This is a genomic window from Magnetospirillum fulvum, assembly GCF_900108475.1.
Taxonomy (GTDB): Bacteria; Pseudomonadota; Alphaproteobacteria; order Rhodospirillales; family Magnetospirillaceae; genus Phaeospirillum; species Phaeospirillum fulvum_A.
This window is the reverse complement of record NZ_FNWO01000008.1, coordinates 164722-184765: the sequence shown is the minus strand read 5'-3', so window position 1 is coordinate 184765 and position 20044 is coordinate 164722. Positions and strand designations below refer to the sequence as shown.

At 63.2% G+C, this 20044-nt stretch carries 20 protein-coding genes; 10 read left to right on the top strand and 10 right to left on the bottom strand.

All coding sequences use genetic code 11. The features are described 5' to 3' along the window. Positions 1 to 126: 126 nt before the first annotated feature. Together BLW40_RS11120 and BLW40_RS11115 are read right to left on the bottom strand one after the other, a co-directional pair. Positions 127 to 1275, bottom strand: coding sequence for an iron-containing alcohol dehydrogenase (locus tag BLW40_RS11120; protein WP_074768533.1), 1149 nt, complete (start codon positions 1273 to 1275; stop codon positions 127 to 129). 120 nt (positions 1276 to 1395) lie between these two features. Beyond that, positions 1396 to 2289, bottom strand: a complete 894-nt coding sequence (locus BLW40_RS11115) for a LysR family transcriptional regulator (protein ID WP_074768531.1) — start codon at positions 2287 to 2289, stop codon at positions 1396 to 1398. 133 nt (positions 2290 to 2422) lie between these two features. On the opposite strand from BLW40_RS11115, the gene BLW40_RS11110 reads away from it, so the two are divergent. The 4 genes from BLW40_RS11110 to BLW40_RS11095 all read left to right on the top strand — a co-directional run bounded on the left by BLW40_RS11110 (position 2423) and on the right by BLW40_RS11095 (position 5616). Next, positions 2423 to 2821, top strand: coding sequence for a (R)-mandelonitrile lyase (locus BLW40_RS11110; protein WP_074768529.1), 399 nt, complete (start codon positions 2423 to 2425; stop codon positions 2819 to 2821). A gap of 78 nt (positions 2822 to 2899) precedes the next feature. After that, complete coding sequence (locus tag BLW40_RS11105; protein WP_425283712.1) at positions 2900 to 3898, top strand: aldo/keto reductase; 999 nt, start codon at positions 2900 to 2902, stop codon at positions 3896 to 3898. Between the two features lie 88 nt (positions 3899 to 3986). Next, the gene (locus tag BLW40_RS11100; RefSeq protein ID WP_211656766.1) at positions 3987 to 4754 is read left to right on the top strand and encodes a carboxymuconolactone decarboxylase family protein; all 768 of its coding nucleotides are present in this window, start codon (positions 3987 to 3989) and stop codon (positions 4752 to 4754) included. A 19-nt stretch (positions 4755 to 4773) separates the two neighbouring features. Continuing rightward, positions 4774 to 5616 (top strand): SDR family oxidoreductase, encoded by an 843-nt coding sequence (locus BLW40_RS11095; RefSeq protein ID WP_074768527.1) that lies wholly within the window; start codon positions 4774 to 4776, stop codon positions 5614 to 5616. 103 nt (positions 5617 to 5719) lie between these two features. On the opposite strand, the gene BLW40_RS11090 is transcribed toward BLW40_RS11095, so the two are convergent. Beyond that, positions 5720 to 6313 (bottom strand): NAD(P)H-binding protein, encoded by a 594-nt coding sequence (locus tag BLW40_RS11090; RefSeq protein ID WP_074768525.1) that lies wholly within the window; start codon positions 6311 to 6313, stop codon positions 5720 to 5722. A gap of 55 nt (positions 6314 to 6368) precedes the next feature. Then, positions 6369 to 7358, bottom strand: coding sequence for an aldo/keto reductase (locus BLW40_RS11085; RefSeq protein ID WP_074768523.1), 990 nt, complete (start codon positions 7356 to 7358; stop codon positions 6369 to 6371). Between the two features lie 161 nt (positions 7359 to 7519). Here BLW40_RS11085 and BLW40_RS18180 point away from each other — a divergent pair, with 161 nt between their 5' ends. Further along, positions 7520 to 7750 (top strand): helix-turn-helix domain-containing protein, encoded by a 231-nt coding sequence (locus BLW40_RS18180; RefSeq protein ID WP_425283711.1) that lies wholly within the window; start codon positions 7520 to 7522, stop codon positions 7748 to 7750. Here the strand turns inward: BLW40_RS18180 and BLW40_RS11075 are convergent. Next, the gene (locus BLW40_RS11075) at positions 7713 to 8471 is read right to left on the bottom strand and encodes an SDR family oxidoreductase (protein ID WP_074768521.1); all 759 of its coding nucleotides are present in this window, start codon (positions 8469 to 8471) and stop codon (positions 7713 to 7715) included. The two genes, BLW40_RS18180 and BLW40_RS11075, sit on opposite strands and share 38 nt — an antisense overlap. A gap of 56 nt (positions 8472 to 8527) precedes the next feature. Next, positions 8528 to 9886: a 4Fe-4S double cluster binding domain-containing protein gene (locus BLW40_RS11070; protein WP_083386748.1), complete on the bottom strand. Its 1359-nt coding sequence runs from the start codon at positions 9884 to 9886 to the stop codon at positions 8528 to 8530. 110 nt (positions 9887 to 9996) lie between these two features. On the opposite strand from BLW40_RS11070, the gene BLW40_RS11065 reads away from it, so the two are divergent. The 3 genes from BLW40_RS11065 to BLW40_RS11055 all read left to right on the top strand — a co-directional run bounded on the left by BLW40_RS11065 (position 9997) and on the right by BLW40_RS11055 (position 11544). Next, positions 9997 to 10500: a winged helix-turn-helix transcriptional regulator gene (locus BLW40_RS11065; RefSeq protein ID WP_074768519.1), complete on the top strand. Its 504-nt coding sequence runs from the start codon at positions 9997 to 9999 to the stop codon at positions 10498 to 10500. A 268-nt stretch (positions 10501 to 10768) separates the two neighbouring features. Then, positions 10769 to 11059, top strand: a complete 291-nt coding sequence (locus BLW40_RS11060) for a type II toxin-antitoxin system ParD family antitoxin (RefSeq protein ID WP_074768517.1) — start codon at positions 10769 to 10771, stop codon at positions 11057 to 11059. Between the two features lie 239 nt (positions 11060 to 11298). After that, entirely contained in the window at positions 11299 to 11544 is a 246-nt protein-coding gene (locus BLW40_RS11055) for a recombinase family protein (RefSeq protein WP_425283710.1), read from the top strand. Between the two features lie 53 nt (positions 11545 to 11597). On the opposite strand, the gene BLW40_RS11050 is transcribed toward BLW40_RS11055, so the two are convergent. Genes BLW40_RS11050 through BLW40_RS11035 form a run of 4 tightly spaced genes read right to left on the bottom strand, consistent with a single transcriptional unit; the run spans position 11598 to position 17831 of the window. After that, positions 11598 to 12206, bottom strand: coding sequence for a sigma-70 family RNA polymerase sigma factor (locus BLW40_RS11050; protein ID WP_244511146.1), 609 nt, complete (start codon positions 12204 to 12206; stop codon positions 11598 to 11600). A 59-nt stretch (positions 12207 to 12265) separates the two neighbouring features. Then, complete coding sequence (locus BLW40_RS11045) at positions 12266 to 15325, bottom strand: efflux RND transporter permease subunit (RefSeq protein WP_074768513.1); 3060 nt, start codon at positions 15323 to 15325, stop codon at positions 12266 to 12268. Further along, complete coding sequence (locus BLW40_RS17960) at positions 15322 to 16410, bottom strand: efflux RND transporter periplasmic adaptor subunit (protein ID WP_244511145.1); 1089 nt, start codon at positions 16408 to 16410, stop codon at positions 15322 to 15324. Before BLW40_RS17960 ends, BLW40_RS11045 begins: the two co-directional genes overlap by 4 nt. After that, positions 16407 to 17831, bottom strand: a complete 1425-nt coding sequence (locus tag BLW40_RS11035; protein WP_074768511.1) for an efflux transporter outer membrane subunit — start codon at positions 17829 to 17831, stop codon at positions 16407 to 16409. The genes BLW40_RS17960 and BLW40_RS11035 overlap by 4 nt, the downstream gene beginning before the upstream one ends. Before the next feature lie 133 nt (positions 17832 to 17964). On the opposite strand from BLW40_RS11035, the gene BLW40_RS11030 reads away from it, so the two are divergent. Together BLW40_RS11030 and BLW40_RS11025 are read left to right on the top strand one after the other, a co-directional pair. Next, positions 17965 to 18654 (top strand): response regulator, encoded by a 690-nt coding sequence (locus BLW40_RS11030; RefSeq protein ID WP_074768509.1) that lies wholly within the window; start codon positions 17965 to 17967, stop codon positions 18652 to 18654. Between the two features lie 2 nt (positions 18655 to 18656). Beyond that, positions 18657 to 19682: an ATP-binding protein gene (locus tag BLW40_RS11025; protein ID WP_074768507.1), complete on the top strand. Its 1026-nt coding sequence runs from the start codon at positions 18657 to 18659 to the stop codon at positions 19680 to 19682. Positions 19683 to 20044 lie beyond the last annotated feature (362 nt).

Sequence of the window (20044 nt, the reverse complement as noted above, 5' to 3'; positions counted from 1 at the left end):
CAAAGCCTCCCGACCCCTCAATTTCTTCAAGTCATTGAAATAAAAGGAACCGGAGGCTCGGAGGCTGCGCCTCCGAGCGGGTCCGGGCGGCAGACCGACCGCGAAGCGGGGGCTTTCCGCCGCCCGCTAAAGCGCACTCGTCAGAATGGTTGTGACCACATCGCGCGTGTAGATGTCGGCGACGCCAAAATAGCTGGCATTGCCCAGCACATTCTCGATGGTGGCTGCCAAATCGGCCTGCTGGATGCCTAACTGCGACAGGCGGGTGGGGGTGCCGATCTTGTCGAACCACGCTTCGAGCGCGGCAATGCCGTCCTCGGCGGTGGCAACGCCGAAAATGGTCCTGGCAAAGCGTTCGAACTGAGCCGGGTTGCGACCATGATACCACTTCATCCAGGCCGGGATCACCACGGACAGCCCGGCCCCATGCGGCACATTGAACAGAGCCGAGAGAGAATGCTCGATCATGTGATTGGGATAACTGAAGCCCGAGGTGCCGGAATAGATCAGGCCATTCAGAGCTTGCGTGGCGGCCCAGGCGAATTCGGCGCGTGCGTCATAATCTGACGGATTGATCAGCAGGGTTTCCGTCGTTTCGATCACGGTGCCGATGATGGCTTCGACCATGCGCGAGTGGAATTTCGGCTGTACGGACGCCGTGAAATATCCCTCGATCGAATGGGCGATGATGTCCGCCGCGGAATAGACCAGATAATCCCGAGAGATGGTCTGCATCAATTCGGGGTTGATGATCGAGACCTTGGGGAAGCAATGCACCGATTGGATTGCGAACTTTTCCTTGGTCTCCTCATTGGTGATCACGGCGCCGCAGTTCATCTCGCTGCCCGTTGCCGCCAGAGTCAGGATGTCGAAAATCGGCAAGGCGGCCTTGATGGACCCTTTGCCGATGAAGAGATCCCAGACGTCGCCGTCGTAAAGGGTGCCCGCAGCAATCGCCTTGGCGCTGTCGAGGACGGAGCCGCCCCCGACGCTGAGAACCGCATCGACATGGGTGGCGCGTGCCAAGGTGATGGCGTCGCGAATCTTCGACAAAAGGGGATTGCTGACGATGCCGCCGCATTCAACCAGCTCAACGCGGTGGGCGGCCAGGCTTTTGCTCACGACGGCGAAAAGGCCGTCACGCTTGATGCGTTCGCTGCCATAGCAGAGCAACACCGTCTTGATGCCATGCTCCGCCAGATGCTGGCCGATCACCTGCTCTTTGCCCTTACCGAAATCGATCTTCGTCGGGTTGAAAAATGTGAAATTGTCCATTGGGGTATCCTTGGGGGGAGGGCCACTCTGGACCGATTCGTATCAGGTCTTCGGCATGGCGATTAGTGAGGGAAATGCGCAAGAGCTTATGAGAAAGGTTCATCAATGGCCCCGCTGATTCTAGTTCCGATAGCGCAGGGCGTTGACGAGCAGATTGAAGGCCGGAGAGGATTGCCGGCGGCTGGGATAATAAAGGTGATACCCCTGAAAGGGAGCGCACCAATCATCCAGCACCCGGACCAAGCGCCGCTCGATCAGGTGCGCTTCCACCATATCTTCCGGGATATAGGCCAGACCGAACCCGAGAAGGCAGGCATTGAGAATCTGGCTGCCGGAACTGAACGCCACTTGGCCTTCCACATGAACATTCAGATCCTTTCCGTCCTTCTCGAACTCCCAGATCAGGGTGCTGTCATAGGTTGGCAGGCGCAGATTGATGCAGGAGTGAGACAACAAATCCTGTGGCGTCCGGGGGATGTCCCGACCGGCGAAATAAGCGGGGGAGCCCACCACGGCGATGCGCAAATCCGGGCTGATCCTTAAGGCGATCATGTCCTTGGCCACCTGTTCGCCCAGTCGCACGCCAGCGTCATAACGGTCCGCCACGATGTCGCGCAGTCCGTAATCCGTGGTGATTTCCACCTTGATGTCGGGATAGTTGGGCAAGAACCTGGCCAGCTTCGGCCACAGCACGGTCTGGGCGGCATGTTCGGCGGTGGTGATGCGGATCGTCCCGGCCGGCTTTTCCCGAAGCTCGTTCAACGAGGCCAGTTCCGCGTCGATTTCTTCGAACTTGGGTCCCAAGGTCAGCAGCAATCGCTCTCCGGCCACGGTCGTCGAAACGCTGCGGGTGGTGCGTGTCAGAAGCCGGATGCCCAGCCGTTCCTCAAGCCCTCGGATGGTATGGCTGAGCGCCGATTGCGATACCCCAAGTTTGGCTGCGGCCTTGGTGAAGCTGCGTTCCCGGGCCACGGCCAGGAAGACGAGAAGATCGCTGACGTTCTCTCGTGCCATTCATGAAGCTCCTTCATAAGTGCATGCCGGTCTTAGCACCTAATCGCGAGGGGGTGCAGCTGCTAAATTTTCATCAACGGCAATCGGCGAGGCCAGGGCGGCGTCGACGATTCCCTTGATAAGGAACCGCGGCATGGACATCAAACGCAACGGATCGCAGCCTTCGGTGCAGGGGTCTGACGATTATTTCACCGGTATGGTCCGTGTCGACCAGCCGTTCCAGGGAACCGGCAACGCCCGCATCGGTGGTGCCTTCGTTACCTTCGAGCCGGGGGCGCGCACGGCTTGGCACACCCATCCCTTGGGCCAGACCCTGATCGTTACGGCGGGGTGCGGCCTGGCCCAGGCTGAGAGTGGCCCGGTCATGGAGATCCGTCCCGGCGACGTCATCTGGTTCGCTCCCGGCGAACGCCATTGGCATGGGGCCACCGCCACCACGGCCATGACCCACATCGCTATCGCCGAATCCCAGGGCGGCACGGCGGTGGTCTGGATGGATAAGGTCGCCGACGACCAGTATCAAGGCTCCTGACCCAGATCATTCGCCGTCCCAAGCCGACGATCCGTAACGCCCTGCCTCAGGAAGCCTGATGGCTTTACAAGGAGAACGATGATGAAAAAACGCATGCTTGGGAAAAGTGGTCTCGAAGTTTCGGCCATTGGTCTTGGCTGCATGGGTATGAGTTTTGCCTATGGTTCACCGCCAGACCGTCAACAGATGATCGAGCTGCTGCGTCAGGCCGTTGAGAAAGGTGTGACCTTCTTTGACACCGCCGAAGTCTACGGTCCTTTTACCAACGAAAATCTGGTGGGCGAAGCGCTGGAACCTTTCAAGGGAAAGGTGGTCATCGCCACCAAATTCGGCTTCAAGCTCAATCCTGATGGGGCTCCGGGCTGGCAGGGGCTGGATAGCCGGCCCGAGACGATCCGCAAGGTGGCCGAGGCATCGCTGAAGCGCCTGCGTATCGACGCCATCGACCTGTTCTATCAGCACCGCGTTGATCCCAACGTACCCATCGAAGATGTGGCGGGAGCGGTGAAAGATCTGATCAAGGAAGGCAAGGTCAAGCATTTCGGCCTATCTGAAGCCGGTGCTCAGACCATCCGCCGGGCCCATGCGGTTCAGCCGCTCACAGCGATCCAGAGCGAATATTCCCTGTGGACCCGCAAGCATGAAACCGATGTTTTCCCGACGATCGAGGCGTTGGGGATCGGCTTCGTCGCCTACAGTCCGCTGGGCAGGGGGTTCCTGACCGGAACGATGAGCGGGGGCACCACCTTCGACAAAACCGATACCCGCGCCAATTTGCCTCGCTTCACGGCCGAAGCCCTGAAGGCCAATCAGGCGTTGATTGCTCTGTTGCAGGCCCTGGCGGAACGCAAGACGGCAACCCCGGCCCAGATCGCCCTGGCCTGGATTCTGACCCGCAAGCCCTGGATCGTGCCGATCCCGGGCACCACCAAGCTGCATCGTCTTGAGGAAAATTTGGGAGCGCAGACGGTGGATCTGTCGGCAGACGATCTGCATGAGATCGAAGCCGCAGCGGCCAAGATCACCGTATTGGGTGATAGATACCCCGAAAATATGGAAAAGCTGACCGGGCTCTAAGTGGAGTAAATCCCATGAGCCGGCCCGAGACCGTCGAATTCAACGAGATCCTGTTCCGCCCCACCAGCCAAGAGCTGTAAGGAGAGCCATGATGGCCCCCAACCCACAAGCCCAGAAGAACCACGACGAACTGTTCCCCGGTCATGTCTCTACCTTGGCGGTGACCGATCCCGAGTTGATCGAGACCTTCGACAACTTCGCCTTCGACGAAGTTCTGCGCCACAGCACTCTGGATCAGCGGACCCGGCTGATGGTGCAGTTGGCGGCGATTATCGCCAGTCAGGCTGTGCGTGAGTACCGCGCCATGTTGGGGGCGGCGCTGACCATCGGCGTCACCCCGGTCGAGGCCAAGGAAATCGTCTATCAGGCGGTCCCCTATGTGGGTATCGCCAAGGTCTTCGATTTCCTTCATGCCACCAACGAGGTGCTGACCGAGCGGGGGGTCACCCTGCCGCTGCCGGGACAATCCACCACCACGCCCGAGACCCGCATGAAGAAAGGGCTGGCGGTGGAGACGCTGATCGTCGGCGATGAGATGGTGCAAACCCTCTATGCCACCTCGCCCGACGATATGCTGCATTTCCAGCATTATCTGTCGGGGAACTGTTTCGGCGACACTCTGACGCGGACCGGTATCGATATCCCGACCCGCGAGCTTCTGACGTTCAGCATGCTGGTCGCGCTGGGCGGCTGCGAGCCGCAGCTCAAAGGTCACGTCGCCGCCAACCTGCATGTCGGGAACGACCGAGCCAAGCTCATCGACGTGCTGACCCAACTTCTGCCCTTCATCGGCTATCCCCGTACCCTCAATGGGCTGCGGGTCGTCGATGACGCCACCAAGTCGCAGACGCCTTAAGACCTCTGGGAGACATCCGATGTCACAGCGCACATGGTTCATCACCGGCGTCAGCAGTGGCTTTGGCCGGGAGCTGACCGACCAGCTTCTCGAACGCGGCGACCGTGTCGTCGGCACCGTCCGCGACACATCGAAGATCGCCGCGTTGAGTGACCGTTATCCCGACAGCTTCTTCTCTGAAGTCCTGGACGTGACGGACCGAGATGCCGTCCGCAGGGTGGTTGAGCGTTCCTTCGCCAAGCACGGGCGTATCGACGTCGTCATCAGCAATGCCGGCTATGGCCTGTTCGGGGCCGCCGAAGAGCTTTCTGACCAACAGATCGACCAGCTGATCGCCACCAACCTCACCGGATCGATCCAGCTTATCCGCGCCGTCATCCCGCATCTGCGGGGTCAGGGTGGGGGCCGCATCATCCAGATTTCGTCCTACGGCGGGCAGGTCGCCTTTGCCGGGAATTCGCTCTATCACGCCACCAAATGGGGCATCGAAGGCTTCGTGGAATCCGTGGCCCAGGAAGTTGCCGCCTTCGGCATCGGCATGACCATCGTTGAACCCGGTGGCGCCCGTACCGAATTCCGCTATGGCAGCGCCCAGGTGGCGACACTGACGCCCCTCTATGACGACACGCCCGCCCATGCCTTCCTGCGCATGCTCGACCCTAAGAACGGGCTAGCCCCGGGCGATCCGGCCCTCATGGCCGCGCGCATCATCGAAAGCGTCGATGTCGAACCCGCGCCGATGCGTCTTGTGCTCGGTTCACAGGCTTTGGAAAGCACCATTGCGACCTTGCGCAAACGGATCGAGGCCTTTGAGGCGCAAAGCGAATTGGCCGCATCCACGGACTTTCCCGCTGGGGCGTGACGTCACCCCCCCCCTGTCACGTCCCGAAGAGCCTGCCGCGCTTTTTTGCGCGGCAGGCTTTTTCAGTTCGGCTCATCGTGACTGTTGAAAGGGCGTTGCGTCGCTACACCGCGTGCAGACCCAGACTTTCGCGGCGGCCTAGGCCGGGCGTGGTCGCCAGCTTGACGATGAGGTCCGCGACGCTCTTGCGCGAGACAGAGGCACCGGCATTGGCGAATATCTCGCCCTTCACGGTCGTGCCGTAGGCGATCTCATCGCGATCATTGAGCCAGGCCGGACGGATGATCGTATAGTCGAGGTCCGATGCCTCGATCGTCGCCGCCGACTGGCGATAGGGATCAAGGATGCTGCCATGGCGCTCGCCCGGCACCTCGTCGTAAATGCCCATCGAGCTGATGAAGATCAGCCGCTGGACGTTTGCCTTGTGCATGGCGGCGATGATCGCGTCGGCCTGTTTCGCCATCGCACCGGACAGGTTGGCGTAAACGACATCCTGCCCCGCCATCGCTGCTTCGAGCGTCGCCGTATCGAGCACGTCGCCCTCCACCACGATGACGCGATCCTTGTCCGCCAGCGCGGACAGCCGCTTGGCTCTGCGTAGATACAGCGTCAGCTCGGCGTCGGTGCGGTCGAGCAGCAGATGGGTGGCGACACGGGCGATCTGCCCGTGCGCGCCGAGAATAAGGATTCTGGTCATTTCACCGTGTCCTTACGCATAGGGCTCATGGCCGGAGTCCTTATCAAACCAGCGGTCAGCGGTAGGAAAACTGGAGGATTGCGGCCGGGAGCCGGTCGCCGACGATCGTGATGCCGGCCGCCGTGGTTTCGATGTCCTGCATCTCGCCCTGCGTCAGCGACACAGTCGCCGCGCCCAGATTTTCGGTGACGCGCTCGAGTCGGCGGGTGCCGAAAATCGGGACGATGAAGGGCCTGCGCGCCAGCAGCCAGGCGAGCGCGACCTGAGCCGGGGTTACGGATTTCGCATCGGCGATGCGCTTGACCAGATCGACGATCGCCTGGTTCGCGGCGATTGCTTCCGCCGTGAAGCGCGGCGAGTTGGCGCGGAAGTCGCCCGTGCCGAAGCTGGTGTTCGTGTCGATCCTGCCGGTCAGGAAACCTGCGCCCAGCGGGCTCCATGGTACGAAGCCGATGCCCAGTTCCTCGCACAGCGGCAGGATTTCCGGCTCGGGATCATGCGTCCACAGCGAATATTCGCTCTGGATGGCTGTCACAGCCTGCACGGCGTGCGCGCGGCGGATTGTGTCGGCGGCCGCTTCCGACAGGCCGAAATGACCGACCTTGCCCGCCGCGATCAGATCCTTGACCACGTCGGCGACATCCTCGATCGGAACCTCGGGATCGACGCGGTGCTGGTAGAGCAGGTCGATCTTGTCCATGTTCAGACGCTTGAGCATCCCGTCCACCGCCCGGCGGATATGGTCAGGGCGGCTGTTCAGCCCAGGCTTGCGTTCGCCCGTAGCGGGATCGATGTTGAAGCCGAATTTGCTGGCGATGATCACGTTATCGCGGATCGGAGCCAGCGCCTCGCCGACCAACACCTCGTTGGTGAAGGGTCCATAGGCTTCGGCGGTGTCGAACAGCGTCACGCCCTGTTCGTATGCACCGCGAATGACGCGGATCGCCTCCGCTTTATCAGGGGACTCGCCATAGGTGGAGGCGAAGCTCATCGTGCCGAAGCCGAGAGCGGAGACGGTCAAGCCACCAAGATTACGCGTCTGCATGGGAATACTCCTTGTCAGGAAGGATCCGGGGCCGCCCCGTCATTTCGTTTCGGCCGACATGACTCGTTCGATCGGGCCAGCGTCATGAGGGCTATATACGAGGAGAGGTCGCATTATGTTAGATGTATAATCGAGCATGCCCTTATGCCTGGAGCTTATGAATGCGGCGGGAAGAGCTGAGCGATCTCGCGGCTTTCCTCGCCGTGGCGGAGGAACGGAGTTTCACGCGTGCCGCAGTGCGGCTGGGAACCTCGCAATCGGCGATCAGCTGGCGGTCCATCGCTGATCGGTTCCGGTGCGCCAAAACCGATCGAGGGGCGCTCGACTTGGGTTCGATACGCCCCTCGGGGAGGATCACACGGGAACCGGATTGGCGAGAAGACTGGCGTTGAAGGCATTCACCAGCGCATGCTCGTTGGCGCCCGGATTGTCACGGATGGGGCGAGCGGCTTCCACGACCACTTCCTCGGCTTCGGTGGACAGTCCGGCCATGGTCTGCTCAATGAAAGCGTCGAGTGGCATGGCGCGGGGATCGTCGCTCTTTTTGATCAGGTCGGTGTTGACCCACGGCGGAGCGATTTCCTGGACCCGGACCGAGGAGTCGCGCAACAGGAAGCGCTGTGACAAAGCGTAGGAATGCAGCGCCGCCTTGCTGGCGGAATAGACGGCAGAGACGGCCAGCGGCAGATAGGCCAGGGCCGAGGTGTTGTGGATGATGGTGGCCCGTGGTTGGCGCTTCAAATGCTCGATCAGTGCCGAGGTCAGGCGGATCGGTCCCAACAGATTGGTCGTGAGAATGGCCTGAGAAACAGTGTCGTCGATGACCGCAGCCGCGTTGTCGAACGGCATGATGCCAGCGTTATTGATCAGGACGTTCAGGGTCGGATAGTCGCGGATCAACGTGGTGGCGACCGATTGGATGCTGGCCGGGTCGTTGATGTCGAGTTCGATCGCTTTCATCCCGGGATTGGCGGCGGTGACTTCATCCAACAGAGCCTTGCGGCGGCCCGAGATGATCACCCGGTTACCCAGTTTGTGAAAGGCTTCGGCAAGGCCACGGCCGATTCCCGAGGTTCCGCCGGTGATGAAAATGGTGTTGTCTGTAAGTTGCATGATGTCGTTCCTTCCTTTCGGGAACTGGGGGGCTCAAGAGTCGGTCCGGGAGGATGTCACGCGGGAAAGCAGCGGCCGAAATCCTTGAGTAGATGGGGTGAGCCGCGCAGGCGGATCCGCCCGCGCAGCATTTCCCACGGCAGTTTTCGCTCCTTATTGACGAAGCCAAGCCATGCCTCACTGTCGGCTTGGATCTCCAGGTCGGCACGCCCAATAAGGCCGCTCTCGACCAAGATGCGCTGGTCACCGATGACCACCGTGGTTTCAACGGTTTCCTTGCCGCGAAAGCGAAAATGGTAGCGGGCCGCCACGCCCTTTGCCTGGCCGCGCTGGAACAGCAAGGGCAGCATACGCATCATCGCGACAACGGACGTCGGGCGACGGCCACTGCCGATGCGCCGGACGGTCTTGTGTGGGAAAACCCGGGCCGCGTGGTCTTCGGCATCCGATTCCGGAACGGCATAGACCAGTTCCGCCTTTTCGCGGAACGGCCGGACGATGTCCTGGAAATGCCGCTGACGATTGGCCAGGAACGAGGCCGCCTCATCACCGGCCGGACACACAGCGACGCAATAGTCGCAATGGGTGTTGGCGTCGTAGCCCAAGCTCTGCCACCAGGATAGGGTCTCAGCATCGCTGACGCGGCGTCGATAGTCGCTGCGGTTGCGGCTATCGGTAATGGTGTGGATCCATTCAACGAAGCCGCCGACTTTTTCCCGATAGTTATGGATCATGCAACTGCTGAAGTCGAAATGGCCGTCCTTCGCGATCGCCCCGGTGGGGCATGTGACGGCACAAAGGTTGCAGTTGATGCAAGGGCTAGCCGACAACGGCTGGTCCGGTGCCGCAATGGTTCCGTCCAACGCGATGGCGCCCAGATAGATGTCGGCTCCGAAGCGGGGATGCAGGACCATGCGGTTCTTGCCCATCACGCCCAAACCGGCCTCTTCAGCCAGGATTTTCAACGGGGCAATGAACGGAGAGCCATCGGTGCGGGAGGACTCGAACGGAAAAAGGCCGGAAATGCCGACGGCGCGGAGTCCTGAATCCTCCAGGTCGCGCACCACCTTGTGAATGATCTCTTTGACGTCGTGTGCGCCTGCCGTGAACTCGGCGGAAGAAAGGCTGCGCGCGGGAGAACGGATGGCATGCCGACTGAGCCTGCGGACGAAAACCATGAAACTTTTCGTCCATGGCAGCACCCGCAAGATGCCCGGCAGATCTCCCGCGAGACGAGGGCGATCCAACTCGACAAAGGCGACGTCGTCCGCCCCCGCTGCGCGGCAAAGCCGGTCAAGCATGTCCTTGTCAAGAACAACGCCCATCGGCGTTTCAGTCTGGGTCGTCACGCTCTTTCCCGCCGGGTGGAAATCCCCGTCGGCATCGTCACGGTGAACACGGCCTTCGATCGCCATGGTTCCGGTCCTTTTTCGCATCGTTGGGGGTGTGGATGCTGAAGTGGCTTGCATCACGATAGTGACATACGCTATATCGCTTTCATGATGAAAGCAACTGAGATGACGCGATGCAACGCAAGAGCTTCGATACCATGCAGTGCCCAATCGCCCGCAGCCTGGAGCGGGTCGGCGAATGGTGGAGCATTCTGATCCTGCGGGATTGCTTCCAGGGGTTGACGCGGTTCGACGAATTCGAGAAAAGCCTGGGGATTGCCCCCAACATGCTGACCCGCCGTCTGAATAACCTGATCGAGGCCGGGCTGTTGGACCGTCGGCAGTATCGTGAGCGTCCGCCGCGCTTCGAATATGTCCTGACCGATCGCGCCCGTGATTTTCAGCCGGTACTGGTGGCTCTGCTGGTTTGGGGCAACAAGCATTTTGCCCCGGAAGGGGCGAGCGTCGTCATCGTCAATCGCGAAACCGGAGAGCGTGCCGATCCGATCCTGGTTGATCGCGCAAGCGGCCTCCCTCTGTCCGATCCGATTTTCACAACGACGGCGGGGCCTGCCGCCGACGCGGAGATCAGAGGGCGCTATTGCCCCACGGGACCAGAAGAGATGAGCCCTGATTGAGGTCCCGCCTTCGGCGGTCCGCGTTCTCAGTGAGAACCTAGGTACGTCTTGAAAAGTTAGTCGAATTGCCGACGGGAGGGCTGAACGATGGGGTCCGCATTCGCCTCGCTTGGGCCGTCTGAGGAAGCGCCATGGCGTCCAAACCCAGCCTTCGCAGTGACGGCCGTATGCGTTGCGGTCCTGGGCTTGATTGTCGCCGATGGAAATCCTTGGCTGATGGTATGATAAAGTCATACCATCAGCCTTTCTTCCCAGGGAGGGGCGAGTTATGGCCGCTGCCGAGAAACGGACATTCAGCCTGCCCCGTGAGCAGGCGAGCTACATCGACAGCCTCGTTGCCACGGGCACCTATGCCACGAGCAGCGAAGTGATCCGCGCTGGTCTGCGTGCGCTTCAGGAGCGCGACGCGGCAGTGGACCGATGGTTGCGTGAGGAGGTCGTGCCGGTGGCGGTCGCCATCCAGACAAGCCCGGAGCGGGCTATCCCGGTCGAGCGGGTGTTTGATGAAATCCGGGCACTCCACGCCAAGCGCATCGACGGGAATGGCAATGCCTCATGAGGTCGTCTTTTCGCCGGAGACGTCAAACCGTCTCGCTCTCGCGGCCAACGATAACGGGACCAACACTTCCGACCCGGTCGATCCGCATATTCGCCGCATTGCCGAAGCCATTGGCCGTCACTTGGCGCGTGAGTACATGAGGCTACGGGCCAGAATCCCGAAAATGCATCAAATGACAATCACCTGTAAATATTTTTGAAGGGCAGGGCACGCAACCAGGAAGACAATGGAGGCCGTTCATGACCCGCGTCGTCCTCTATGCTCGCTATTCGTCAGATAATCAGAGCGTTTCGTCCATCGAAGACCAAGTCCGCATCTGCCGGGAACGGGCGGAGCGGGAGAAGTGGGCGGTGGGGGCTACCTATCAGGATGCGGCCATTTCCGGAGCCAGCATCACCCTGCGTCCCGGCATTCTCAACAACGAACTCTATGTCGGCGTCCTGGTCTGGAACCGCTTGCGCTATACCCGCCATCACCGGCGATAACGTCCATCAAAAGTAGAATTACACCATCTCACCACGAAACACAGATGCATCGGTTATTTTGGCCTGAATCCTAAGGCGGCATGCATGTCCGCTTCGCTGCCGCGCAGCACCTCGCGCAGGTGGCTGCGGGCGCAGCTGAGCCAGCTTTCCACGGTCGACTCGGTGGTGCCCATGACCTCTGCCACGTCGGCGCTGGTCAAGTGGTCGAAATAGGTCAGGGTCAGCGCTGTGCGATGCTGCACGGGCAGTTCGCCCAGTGCCGTTTCCAGCCGAGGGAAGACGTGGCGGCATTGGATGACGTCGGTGGGTTCGGGTATGACGTTGACGTCGGCGCTGGCGGGTCGGTGCTGTAGGTCGGCGCAGCGGTTGACCACTATGCGGTACAGCCAGATGGAGAACCTGGTGCGGCCCGGCTCCCAATCATGACGGTGGGTCCACGCCTTGATCAAGGCATCCTGGGTGACGTCCTCGGCAGCGGACGACTTGCATAGCAGGCGCAGGGCCAGGGCATAAGCATTGTTCACATGCCGTTCCACCAGAAGGCGATAGGCTCCGGCATCATCATCGAGCTTCATGCGCTCCAACAAAGTCTCATCGTTGGAGGCTGCATTGTTTCCCGGGCGGGCCGGGGCACAGTTGTGAACGTGCATGTCTTCTTCCACGTATCATATGTCCCTAAGGCATCGTGAGTTAAGGGGGCGTTTCCTAAATCACTCGATACTCATGCGCTGTCCGGAGATGATCCCCGCCGCACCAACCGGTGGGACAGGTCGTCCATCAGCACGAAGATCGATGGCACCACCAGCAAGCTCAGCACCGTCGACGTCAGCAATCCGCCGATCACCACGATCGCCATGGGCTGGCGAAAGCTGGGGTCGGCACCCAGGCCGAGGGCGATGGGCAGCATGCCGGCGCCCATGGCGATCGTGGTCATCAGGATCGGCCGCGCCCGCTTGTGACAGGCGTCCAGCAAGGCGTCGGCCCGGTTCATGCCGTGGTCGCGCCGGGCCATCACCGCGTATTCCACCAGCAAGATGGAGTTCTTGGTTACGATGCCCATCAGCATCAGCAGGCCAATGACGGTGGGCATGGAAAAGGTGTTGCCGGAAACCAGCAGGGCGATCAGAGCACCGCCCACCGACAACGGCAGGGCGGCCAGGATGGTCGCCGGCTGCAAGAAGTCGTGGAACAGCAGCACCAGCACGCCGTAAATGCAGAACACGCCCACCGCCATGGCCACACCGAAGTTGCCGAACAATTCGCTCATGCGTTCCAGTTCGCCCTGTTCCACCAGCCGCACCGATGGCGGCAGCGTGCGCATGGACGGCAATTGCTTGGCCTCGCTCATCACCTCGCCCAATGCGCGGCCGCCCAGTTCCACGGTTAGGGTAACGTTGCGCGAGCGGTCGATGCGGTCCACCTGAGCCGGGCCACTGCCGAAGCCGATTTCGGCCAACGAGGCCAGCGCCACTGGGCCATCGGTACCGCGCACCCGCAATTGCCCCAGCAGGCTCACGTCCCCGCGCACCGTCGGGTCCAGCCGCACGCGGATGGGGATCTGCCGCTGCGGTAGGTTCAGCTTGGGCAAGGCGGTGGAATAGTCGCCATAAGTGGCCATGCGCGCGGTGTCGGCTAAGTCCTGCGAGGTGACGCCTAATGCGGCGGCATGGGCGAAATCGGGGGTGATCTGGATTTCCGGCCGTTGTAGGGCTGCCCCCGAGGTAACATTGCCAACGCCATTGAGAGTGCGTAACTCGGCCTCGACCGTGTTGGCGGCGTTCTCCAGGGCAATCGGGTCGTCGCTGGCAAGGGCAATTTTCAATTGCTCCCCGTTGCCGCCCCTGCCCACTTCGACGCGGGCACCGGGTACTTGGCGCAGCCGCTCGCGCATGTCCGCCTCGATGGCGGATTGTTTGCGGTGGCGATCGCCGCGTGGCTTCAGTTCGACAGTCAGGGCCGCCGTACGCGGGTCGGTGACGGTCGATGCGTCCATTCCGCTCCCGGCGGTGGCGGTGCCCACCGAGATGAATACCTGCGTGACCTCGGGGAGTTGGCGCACGATCTGGCGGGCACGCAGGGCCATTTCGGCGGTGTCGTTCAGCGTGCTGCCCGGCGGCAGAGTCAAGGTGACCTGACTCTGGGCATCGTCCTGGGCTGGCATAAAGCCGGTCGGCAAAGCCGGGATCAGCGCCAGTGACACCGTGAAGAAGGCCAAGCCGCTCAGTGCGGTGCGGCCTGGATGGGCCAAGCAGGTGCGGACCCAGCCGAGATAGCGGGTCATCAATGCGCTGTCGCGCGCCTCGTGCTGTTGCGCGGTCATGAAGGTGGCGGCCATCAAGGGGGTGAGCATGCGCGCCACCAGCAGTGAGAACAGCACCGCCACCGCGGCGGTGACGCCGAACTGGCGGAAGATCTTGCCCGGAATGCCCCCCATAAAGGCGGTGGGCAGGAACACCGCTACCAGGGTCAGGGTGGTGGCGACCACCGCCAGGCCGATCTCGGTGGCGGCTTCCATGGCCGCCTCGCGCGGGGACTTGCCTTTGCGCATGTGGCGGGCGATGTTTTCCACCTCGACGATGGCATCGTCCACCAGGATGCCCACGACCAGCGCCAGAGCCAACAGCGACACGGTGTTCAGGGTAAATCCGGCCCAGTGCATCACGCCGAAGGCGGGAATGATGGACAGCGGCAGGGCGGTGGCCGAAATGATGGTTGCCCGCCCGTCGCGCAGGAACCACCACACCACCACCACCGCCAAAGCCGCGCCCTCCAGCAGCAGATGCATGGAGCCGTGATAATTGTCGATGATGGGGGTGACGGTGGTGCTGGCCTCGGTAATGGTCACTTCGGGGTGGGCGGCGGAGAAGGCCGCCACCTGGGCATGCACGGCGGCGGCGGTGCTGACCTCAGAAAAACCCTTGGTGCGGTTGATCTGGAAGGCGATCACCGGCTGGTTGTCGAGATACGCCAGGGTGCTGCGGTCGGCATAGGTATCAGTCACCCTCGCCACTTGGTCCAGGCGGACGTGGCGGCCGTCGGTCAGCGGGATGGTGATGGCTGCCACGTCGGCGACAGTGGCGACGGCGCCCAGGGTACGCAGCGACTGGCGCTTGCCGCCCACTTCGCCCAGGCCGCCGGAATTGTCTTTCTGCACCGCCTTGAGCTGCGCCGAAACCGTCGAGGCGGTAACGCCCAGTCCGGCCATCAGGGCTGGGTCCAGGTCCACATGCACCTCGCGGTCGATGCCGCCGATGCGGGTGACGCCAGCGACGCCCTTGGCCGCCAACACGGCCTTGGTGATGTCGTTGTCAACCAGCCACGACAGGTCCTGCTCGTCCAGCTTGTCCGAGCGCACCACATAGGTCAGCAGCGCGCCGGTCACGGCGGTCACCTTGGATACGCTGGGGCTTTCCATGCTGGACGGCAGATCGGCCTTGGCGCTGTCCACCGCGTTGCGCACCTCGTTCAGCGCTTCCTCGGCGTTCTTGTCGATGTCGAAGGTGACGGTGATGGCGACGGCGCCATCCGTGATGGTGGTGGTGATGTGCTCGATGCGGGGCAGCGACGCCAGCTTATCCTCGATCTTGCGCGCCACCTCGGTTTCCAGCTGAGCCGGGGCGGCGCCCTCCAGGCTGGCGGAAATCTTCACCGTGGGCAGATCCATGTCGGGAAATTGCTGGATGCCCAAGCGTTGAAAGCTGATCAGCCCCAGCATGGTCAGCACGAAGAACAGCAGCAGGACTGGGACCGGATTGCGGATGGACCAAGTGGCGAAGTTCATGGCCGCGCCTCCGCAACCGTCACGATCGCGCCGTCCGACAGGAAGGCACCGCCCGATTCCACGACACGGGCGTCGGCGGCCAGTCCCTCGGTAATTTCCACCCGGTTGTCGCGTCGACGCGCCGTGGTCACGGTGTGGCGGGCGACTCGGTTGTCTTCGTTCAGGGTGAAGACGTATGCGCGGCCATCGCGCAGAACCACGGCCGATTGGGGCACGGTCAGCGCCGACCGCGCCTCCAGCTCGATTTCGCCGCTGGCGTAGGAGCCGACGGTGGCGCCGCTGCCGCCGGGCAGCGCCACATAGACGATTCCCCGGCTGGTGCTGGCACTCAGGCTGGGCGCCGCCATGCGCACGGTGCCATCGACGCGGGTGCCGCCGGGCAGGATCAAATGCGCTTTCTGGCCCGGCCTGACCAGGGCTAGCTGCTGGGCGTCCAACTCGGCGTTCCATTCCACCCGGTTCTGGCGCAGCAGGCGGAAAAGCTCGGTTCCCGCCGCTACCACGTTGCCCAGGGTGGCCGAACGCGACGTGATCACGCCATCGTCTACGGCGCGGACCACGGTCTTGGCCAGAGTGATGCGGGTGGCCTCCCGGTCAGCCTCAGCGGCGGCCAGGGTGGCCCGCGCGGTTTCCTCGGTGATCAGGTATTCGGTCACCTGCTGCTCGGATAGCGCGCCGCTGTCCTTGACCACGCGGGCGCGGTGGGCGTTGGCCTGGGCCTGGGACAAGCTCGCCTTGTACTGGGCCACCTGGGCCTCCTGCTTGCGCAACTCCGCGCGTGTGCTGTCCTGGGACAGCCGCGCCAGTTCCTGGCCCTTGGTCACCACCGATCCGACGTCCACAAACAACTCGCTCACTCGAAGGCTACCCACCTCGGCGCCGATTACCGCTTCTTGCCACGCCACCAGGGCACCGCTGGCGCTCAGCAATTGTGGCCAGTCCTGGCGTTGGGGGCTGGTCGCGGTGACGGTCAGCACGGCGGGGCGCGGCGCCTCGGCCGGGGCTTGCAGCGCGCGCAGGGCCAAAGCGCCAGTGGCGACGATCAGCATGGCGGCGGCGATGCCGAACAGAATTTTCTTGCTCACGATTGCTCTCCGGACGCGGGCGCGGTGGCGGGGCTTTCCGGCTGCCAGCCCCCGCCCAGGGCCTTATAAAGCGCGATCCAGTACTGGATCTGATCGCGCTGCACGGTGATGAAGCTGATCTCGGCCGACAGCGCATTGCGCCGTGCCTGCTCGCGGTCGAGCAGGCTGGCCCCGCCAGCCCGCCAGTTGCGGTCGATGGACTCGAAATACTGGCGGTAGCCCTGGGCGGCGGCCTGAAGGTCGCCGGTGCGGCGGGTGGCGCCATCCAGGCGCACCAAGGACTGCTCCACCTCCTTGACGGCGGTGCGCACGCTTTGGCGCCAAGCGGCGAGTTGATAATCATAGGCAGCCTGGGCACTGTCCACCGCGGCCGCCCGCTTGCCGGCATCGAACACCGGCAACGACAGGCTGGGACCCACCAGCCAGGTTGTCATCAGCGAGCCCAGGCTGGCGCCCGAGCGGCTGATAGAGCCGCCGAGGGACAGGCTTGGATAGCGATCCGCCTCGGCGGCGCCGATCTCGGCGCTGGCTGCGGCCAGTTCGCGCTCGGCCGAGGCCACGTCTGGCCGCTGGACCAGCAGGCCGGCTGGCACCGCGTCCACCGCGAACACCGTCGGCTGCGGCAGGCGTGCCTGCGACTGTGCCAGGATGTCGTGCAAAGCGGGTTCGGTCGCGCCGGTCAGGTCCACCAGTGACTTCACCAGCACGTCGCATTCGGCGCGCTGGGCGGTCAGGGTCGCCCAGGCACTGGCGGCACCGGCGCGGGCCAGGGCACCGTCGGCTGTCGAGGTGAACCCGGCGCGCACCGACACATTGGTGGCGTCGGCGGTGGCCTGCTGTGATTTCGCCTCGTCGTCATAGGCAGTCACCAGCAACTGGCAGGCGCGGTACTGCACGTAGGTGTCGGCCACCTCGGCAGCCAACGACACGCGGGCATCGTGCCAGTCGTCGGTGCGCGCGGCCTGCCGCGCCTCGGCAGCCTCGGCGGTGCGGCGAAGCTTGCCGAACAGATCGACCTCCCAACTGGCATCCAGGCCGACACTCAGGCTGTTGGAAATCGTGACGGCAGCTGCCGTGGATTGCTGCCTGCCGCGCTGGGCCGAGCCGCTGGCGGTCAGCGACGGCCAGCGATCTGCCTGGTCGCCGGCCAGGGTGGCACGCGCCGCCTGGATTTTGGCCCAGGCCTGGGTCAGCGACGGGCTGTCGATCTCAGCCAAGGTCAACAGGCGGGGCAATGCAGGATCGTCAAAGCGGTCCCACCAGCCGACCAGACCGGCGGTGCTGCCGCCATGGGGCCGCGGCGCCAAGAATTGCGGGGCGGTGCCGGTGGGGGCGGGCGGTGTATAGTCGGGGCCCACGGCGCAGCCAGCGGCGGCCAAGCAGGCAAGGGTAACGAAAAGAAGGCGAAAACGGCACCGCATCACTTTGGCTCGGAAATTTCACTGCCGCCACCCTAGCGCGGAGTTGCGTTAGCCAGGGTAAAGCCTGTGTAAAGTTAGGTAAAAGTTCTCAATCTCCGTTGACAAGCGGAGGGGAAAGCGCAGTTTTCTCAGTATGGTCAAGGTACTACTTGTCGATGACGATTCCGAACTCACCGCCATGCTCTCGGAGTATCTGGCGCAGGAGAGTTTCGACGTTCACGCCGTGCATACCGGCGAGGAAGGGGTGACGGCCGCCCTCGGCGGCGATTACGCCATCGTCGTGCTCGATGTCATGCTGCCGCGACAGAGCGGGATCGAAACGCTGCGCCGCATCCGCCAGAACAGTGCCATCCCGGTGCTGATGCTGACCGCGCGGGGCGACAACATCGACCGCATTGTCGGGCTGGACTTGGGCGCCGACGACTACGTGCCGAAGCCATGCACGCCGGGTGAACTGGTGGCCCGGCTGCGCGCCATCCTGCGCCGGGTGTCGTCACCCGCGCCGGACTTTTTGCCGTCGGCGACCGTGCAGGTCGGCCACCTAACTCTGTGCCCGGCCAGCCGTACCGCGCTGTGGCGGGGCGCGCCGCTGGAACTGACCGGCATCGAATTCAGCCTGCTGGAGGTGCTGGCGCGCAGCGCGGGCCATCTGGTCAGCAAGCAGGACCTGTCGCTTCGCGCCTTGGGGCGCCCGCTGGCCCCCTTCGACCGCCGTATCGACGTGCATATCAGCAGCATCCGCCAGAAACTGGGCGCCCGTGACGATGGCAGGCCGTGGATTCAGTCGGTGCGTGGCCAAGGCTACCAACTGGTGAGCGCCTGACCATGGGCCGGCTGTTCCAGAAGCTGTTCTTCTCGTTCTGGCTGGCCATGATGGTGTCGTTCGCCGCCGGCGCGCTGTTCCTTAGCTTCTTCGGCTACCGCGGCCCGTCGCCCGGTGACGGGCCGCCCATCCTCCTGCCCACCGCCACCGGCGCGCTGGTCGCGTTCGCGTTCAGCTACGCGCTTGCCTGGTATCTGTCGCGGCCGCTACGCCACCTGCGGCAGGCGCTGCACACGGTGGCGAAGGGCGATTTCACCGTGCGCGTGCGTCCCCTCATGGGGCGCCGCCGTGACGAGATCGCCGATCTCTGCCGCGATTTCGACGCCATGACCGACCGGCTTCAGCAATTGGTCGAGACGCGCCAGCGCCTGCTGCACGACATCTCGCACGAACTGCGCTCGCCCCTGACCCGGATGCAGGCAGCCATCGGCCTGATGCGGCAGGACCCAGGTAAGACCGCCGCCATGGTGGACCGCATGGAAGTCGAAACGCAGCGGCTGGATGCCATGGTGGGCGAGGTGCTGACTTTGGCGCGCCTTGAGGTCGATTCCGGCGTCATCGCCCGTGAGCGGGTCGATTTGATCGAACTGCTGGCCGCCATCATCGAGGACGCCGCTTTCGAGGCAGAGGCGGCCGGCCGCCATGTGCGCTTCTCCGCCCACGGAGCCTTCGTTACCACGGTAGCCGCGGAAGTGTTGTGCCGCGCCTTCGAGAACATCATCCGTAACGCGGTGAAGTACACTGCCGAAGGTACCGCTGTGGATGTCACTGCGGAAGTTCTGCCCGGCACCGGCGGGCTGCGGGTGGTGGTGGAAGATAGCGGCCCCGGCGTGCCCGACGACATGCTGGACAAGATTTTCGACCCGTTCCTGCGCTTTGATGCCTCGCCCCAGCGCGAGGGCTACGGCCTGGGGCTCGCCATCGCCCGCCGCGCCATTGAATCCCACCATGGCCGGGTGTGGGCGGAACGCGCTGGCCCCACTGGCGGCTTGCGGCTGGAAGTGCGCTTGCCCGAGGGCGTGGTCTGACACCAGGCAGAGGTTACGCGCGTCAGTTCCTTGCGCTCGGCCCCCCAAGCCGTCTTCGGGCTCCATCTCGTTGGCGACATCCCAGAGCCAGTCTTCGACTACGACCCAGGTCGGTGGTGCCGCGAGCGATGGTCGTGACGCGGGCGATCTTGTTGCGTTGGGTGGTCATCAGGCCGCGTCGGCAACGCCCGTTCGCGGCGTCCAGTTCCACGGAAGCCGTTTATCGAGCCGATGGGGAATCCCCCTATAAATCAATCAGGGTAGATTCCGTGGCTCATCCACACTGGCGATCATGGTTATGATTCCTCGGTGTCGAGGAGCGGCGTGTCGGTTATCGCGACGCTCGTGTTCGGCTCTGGCGT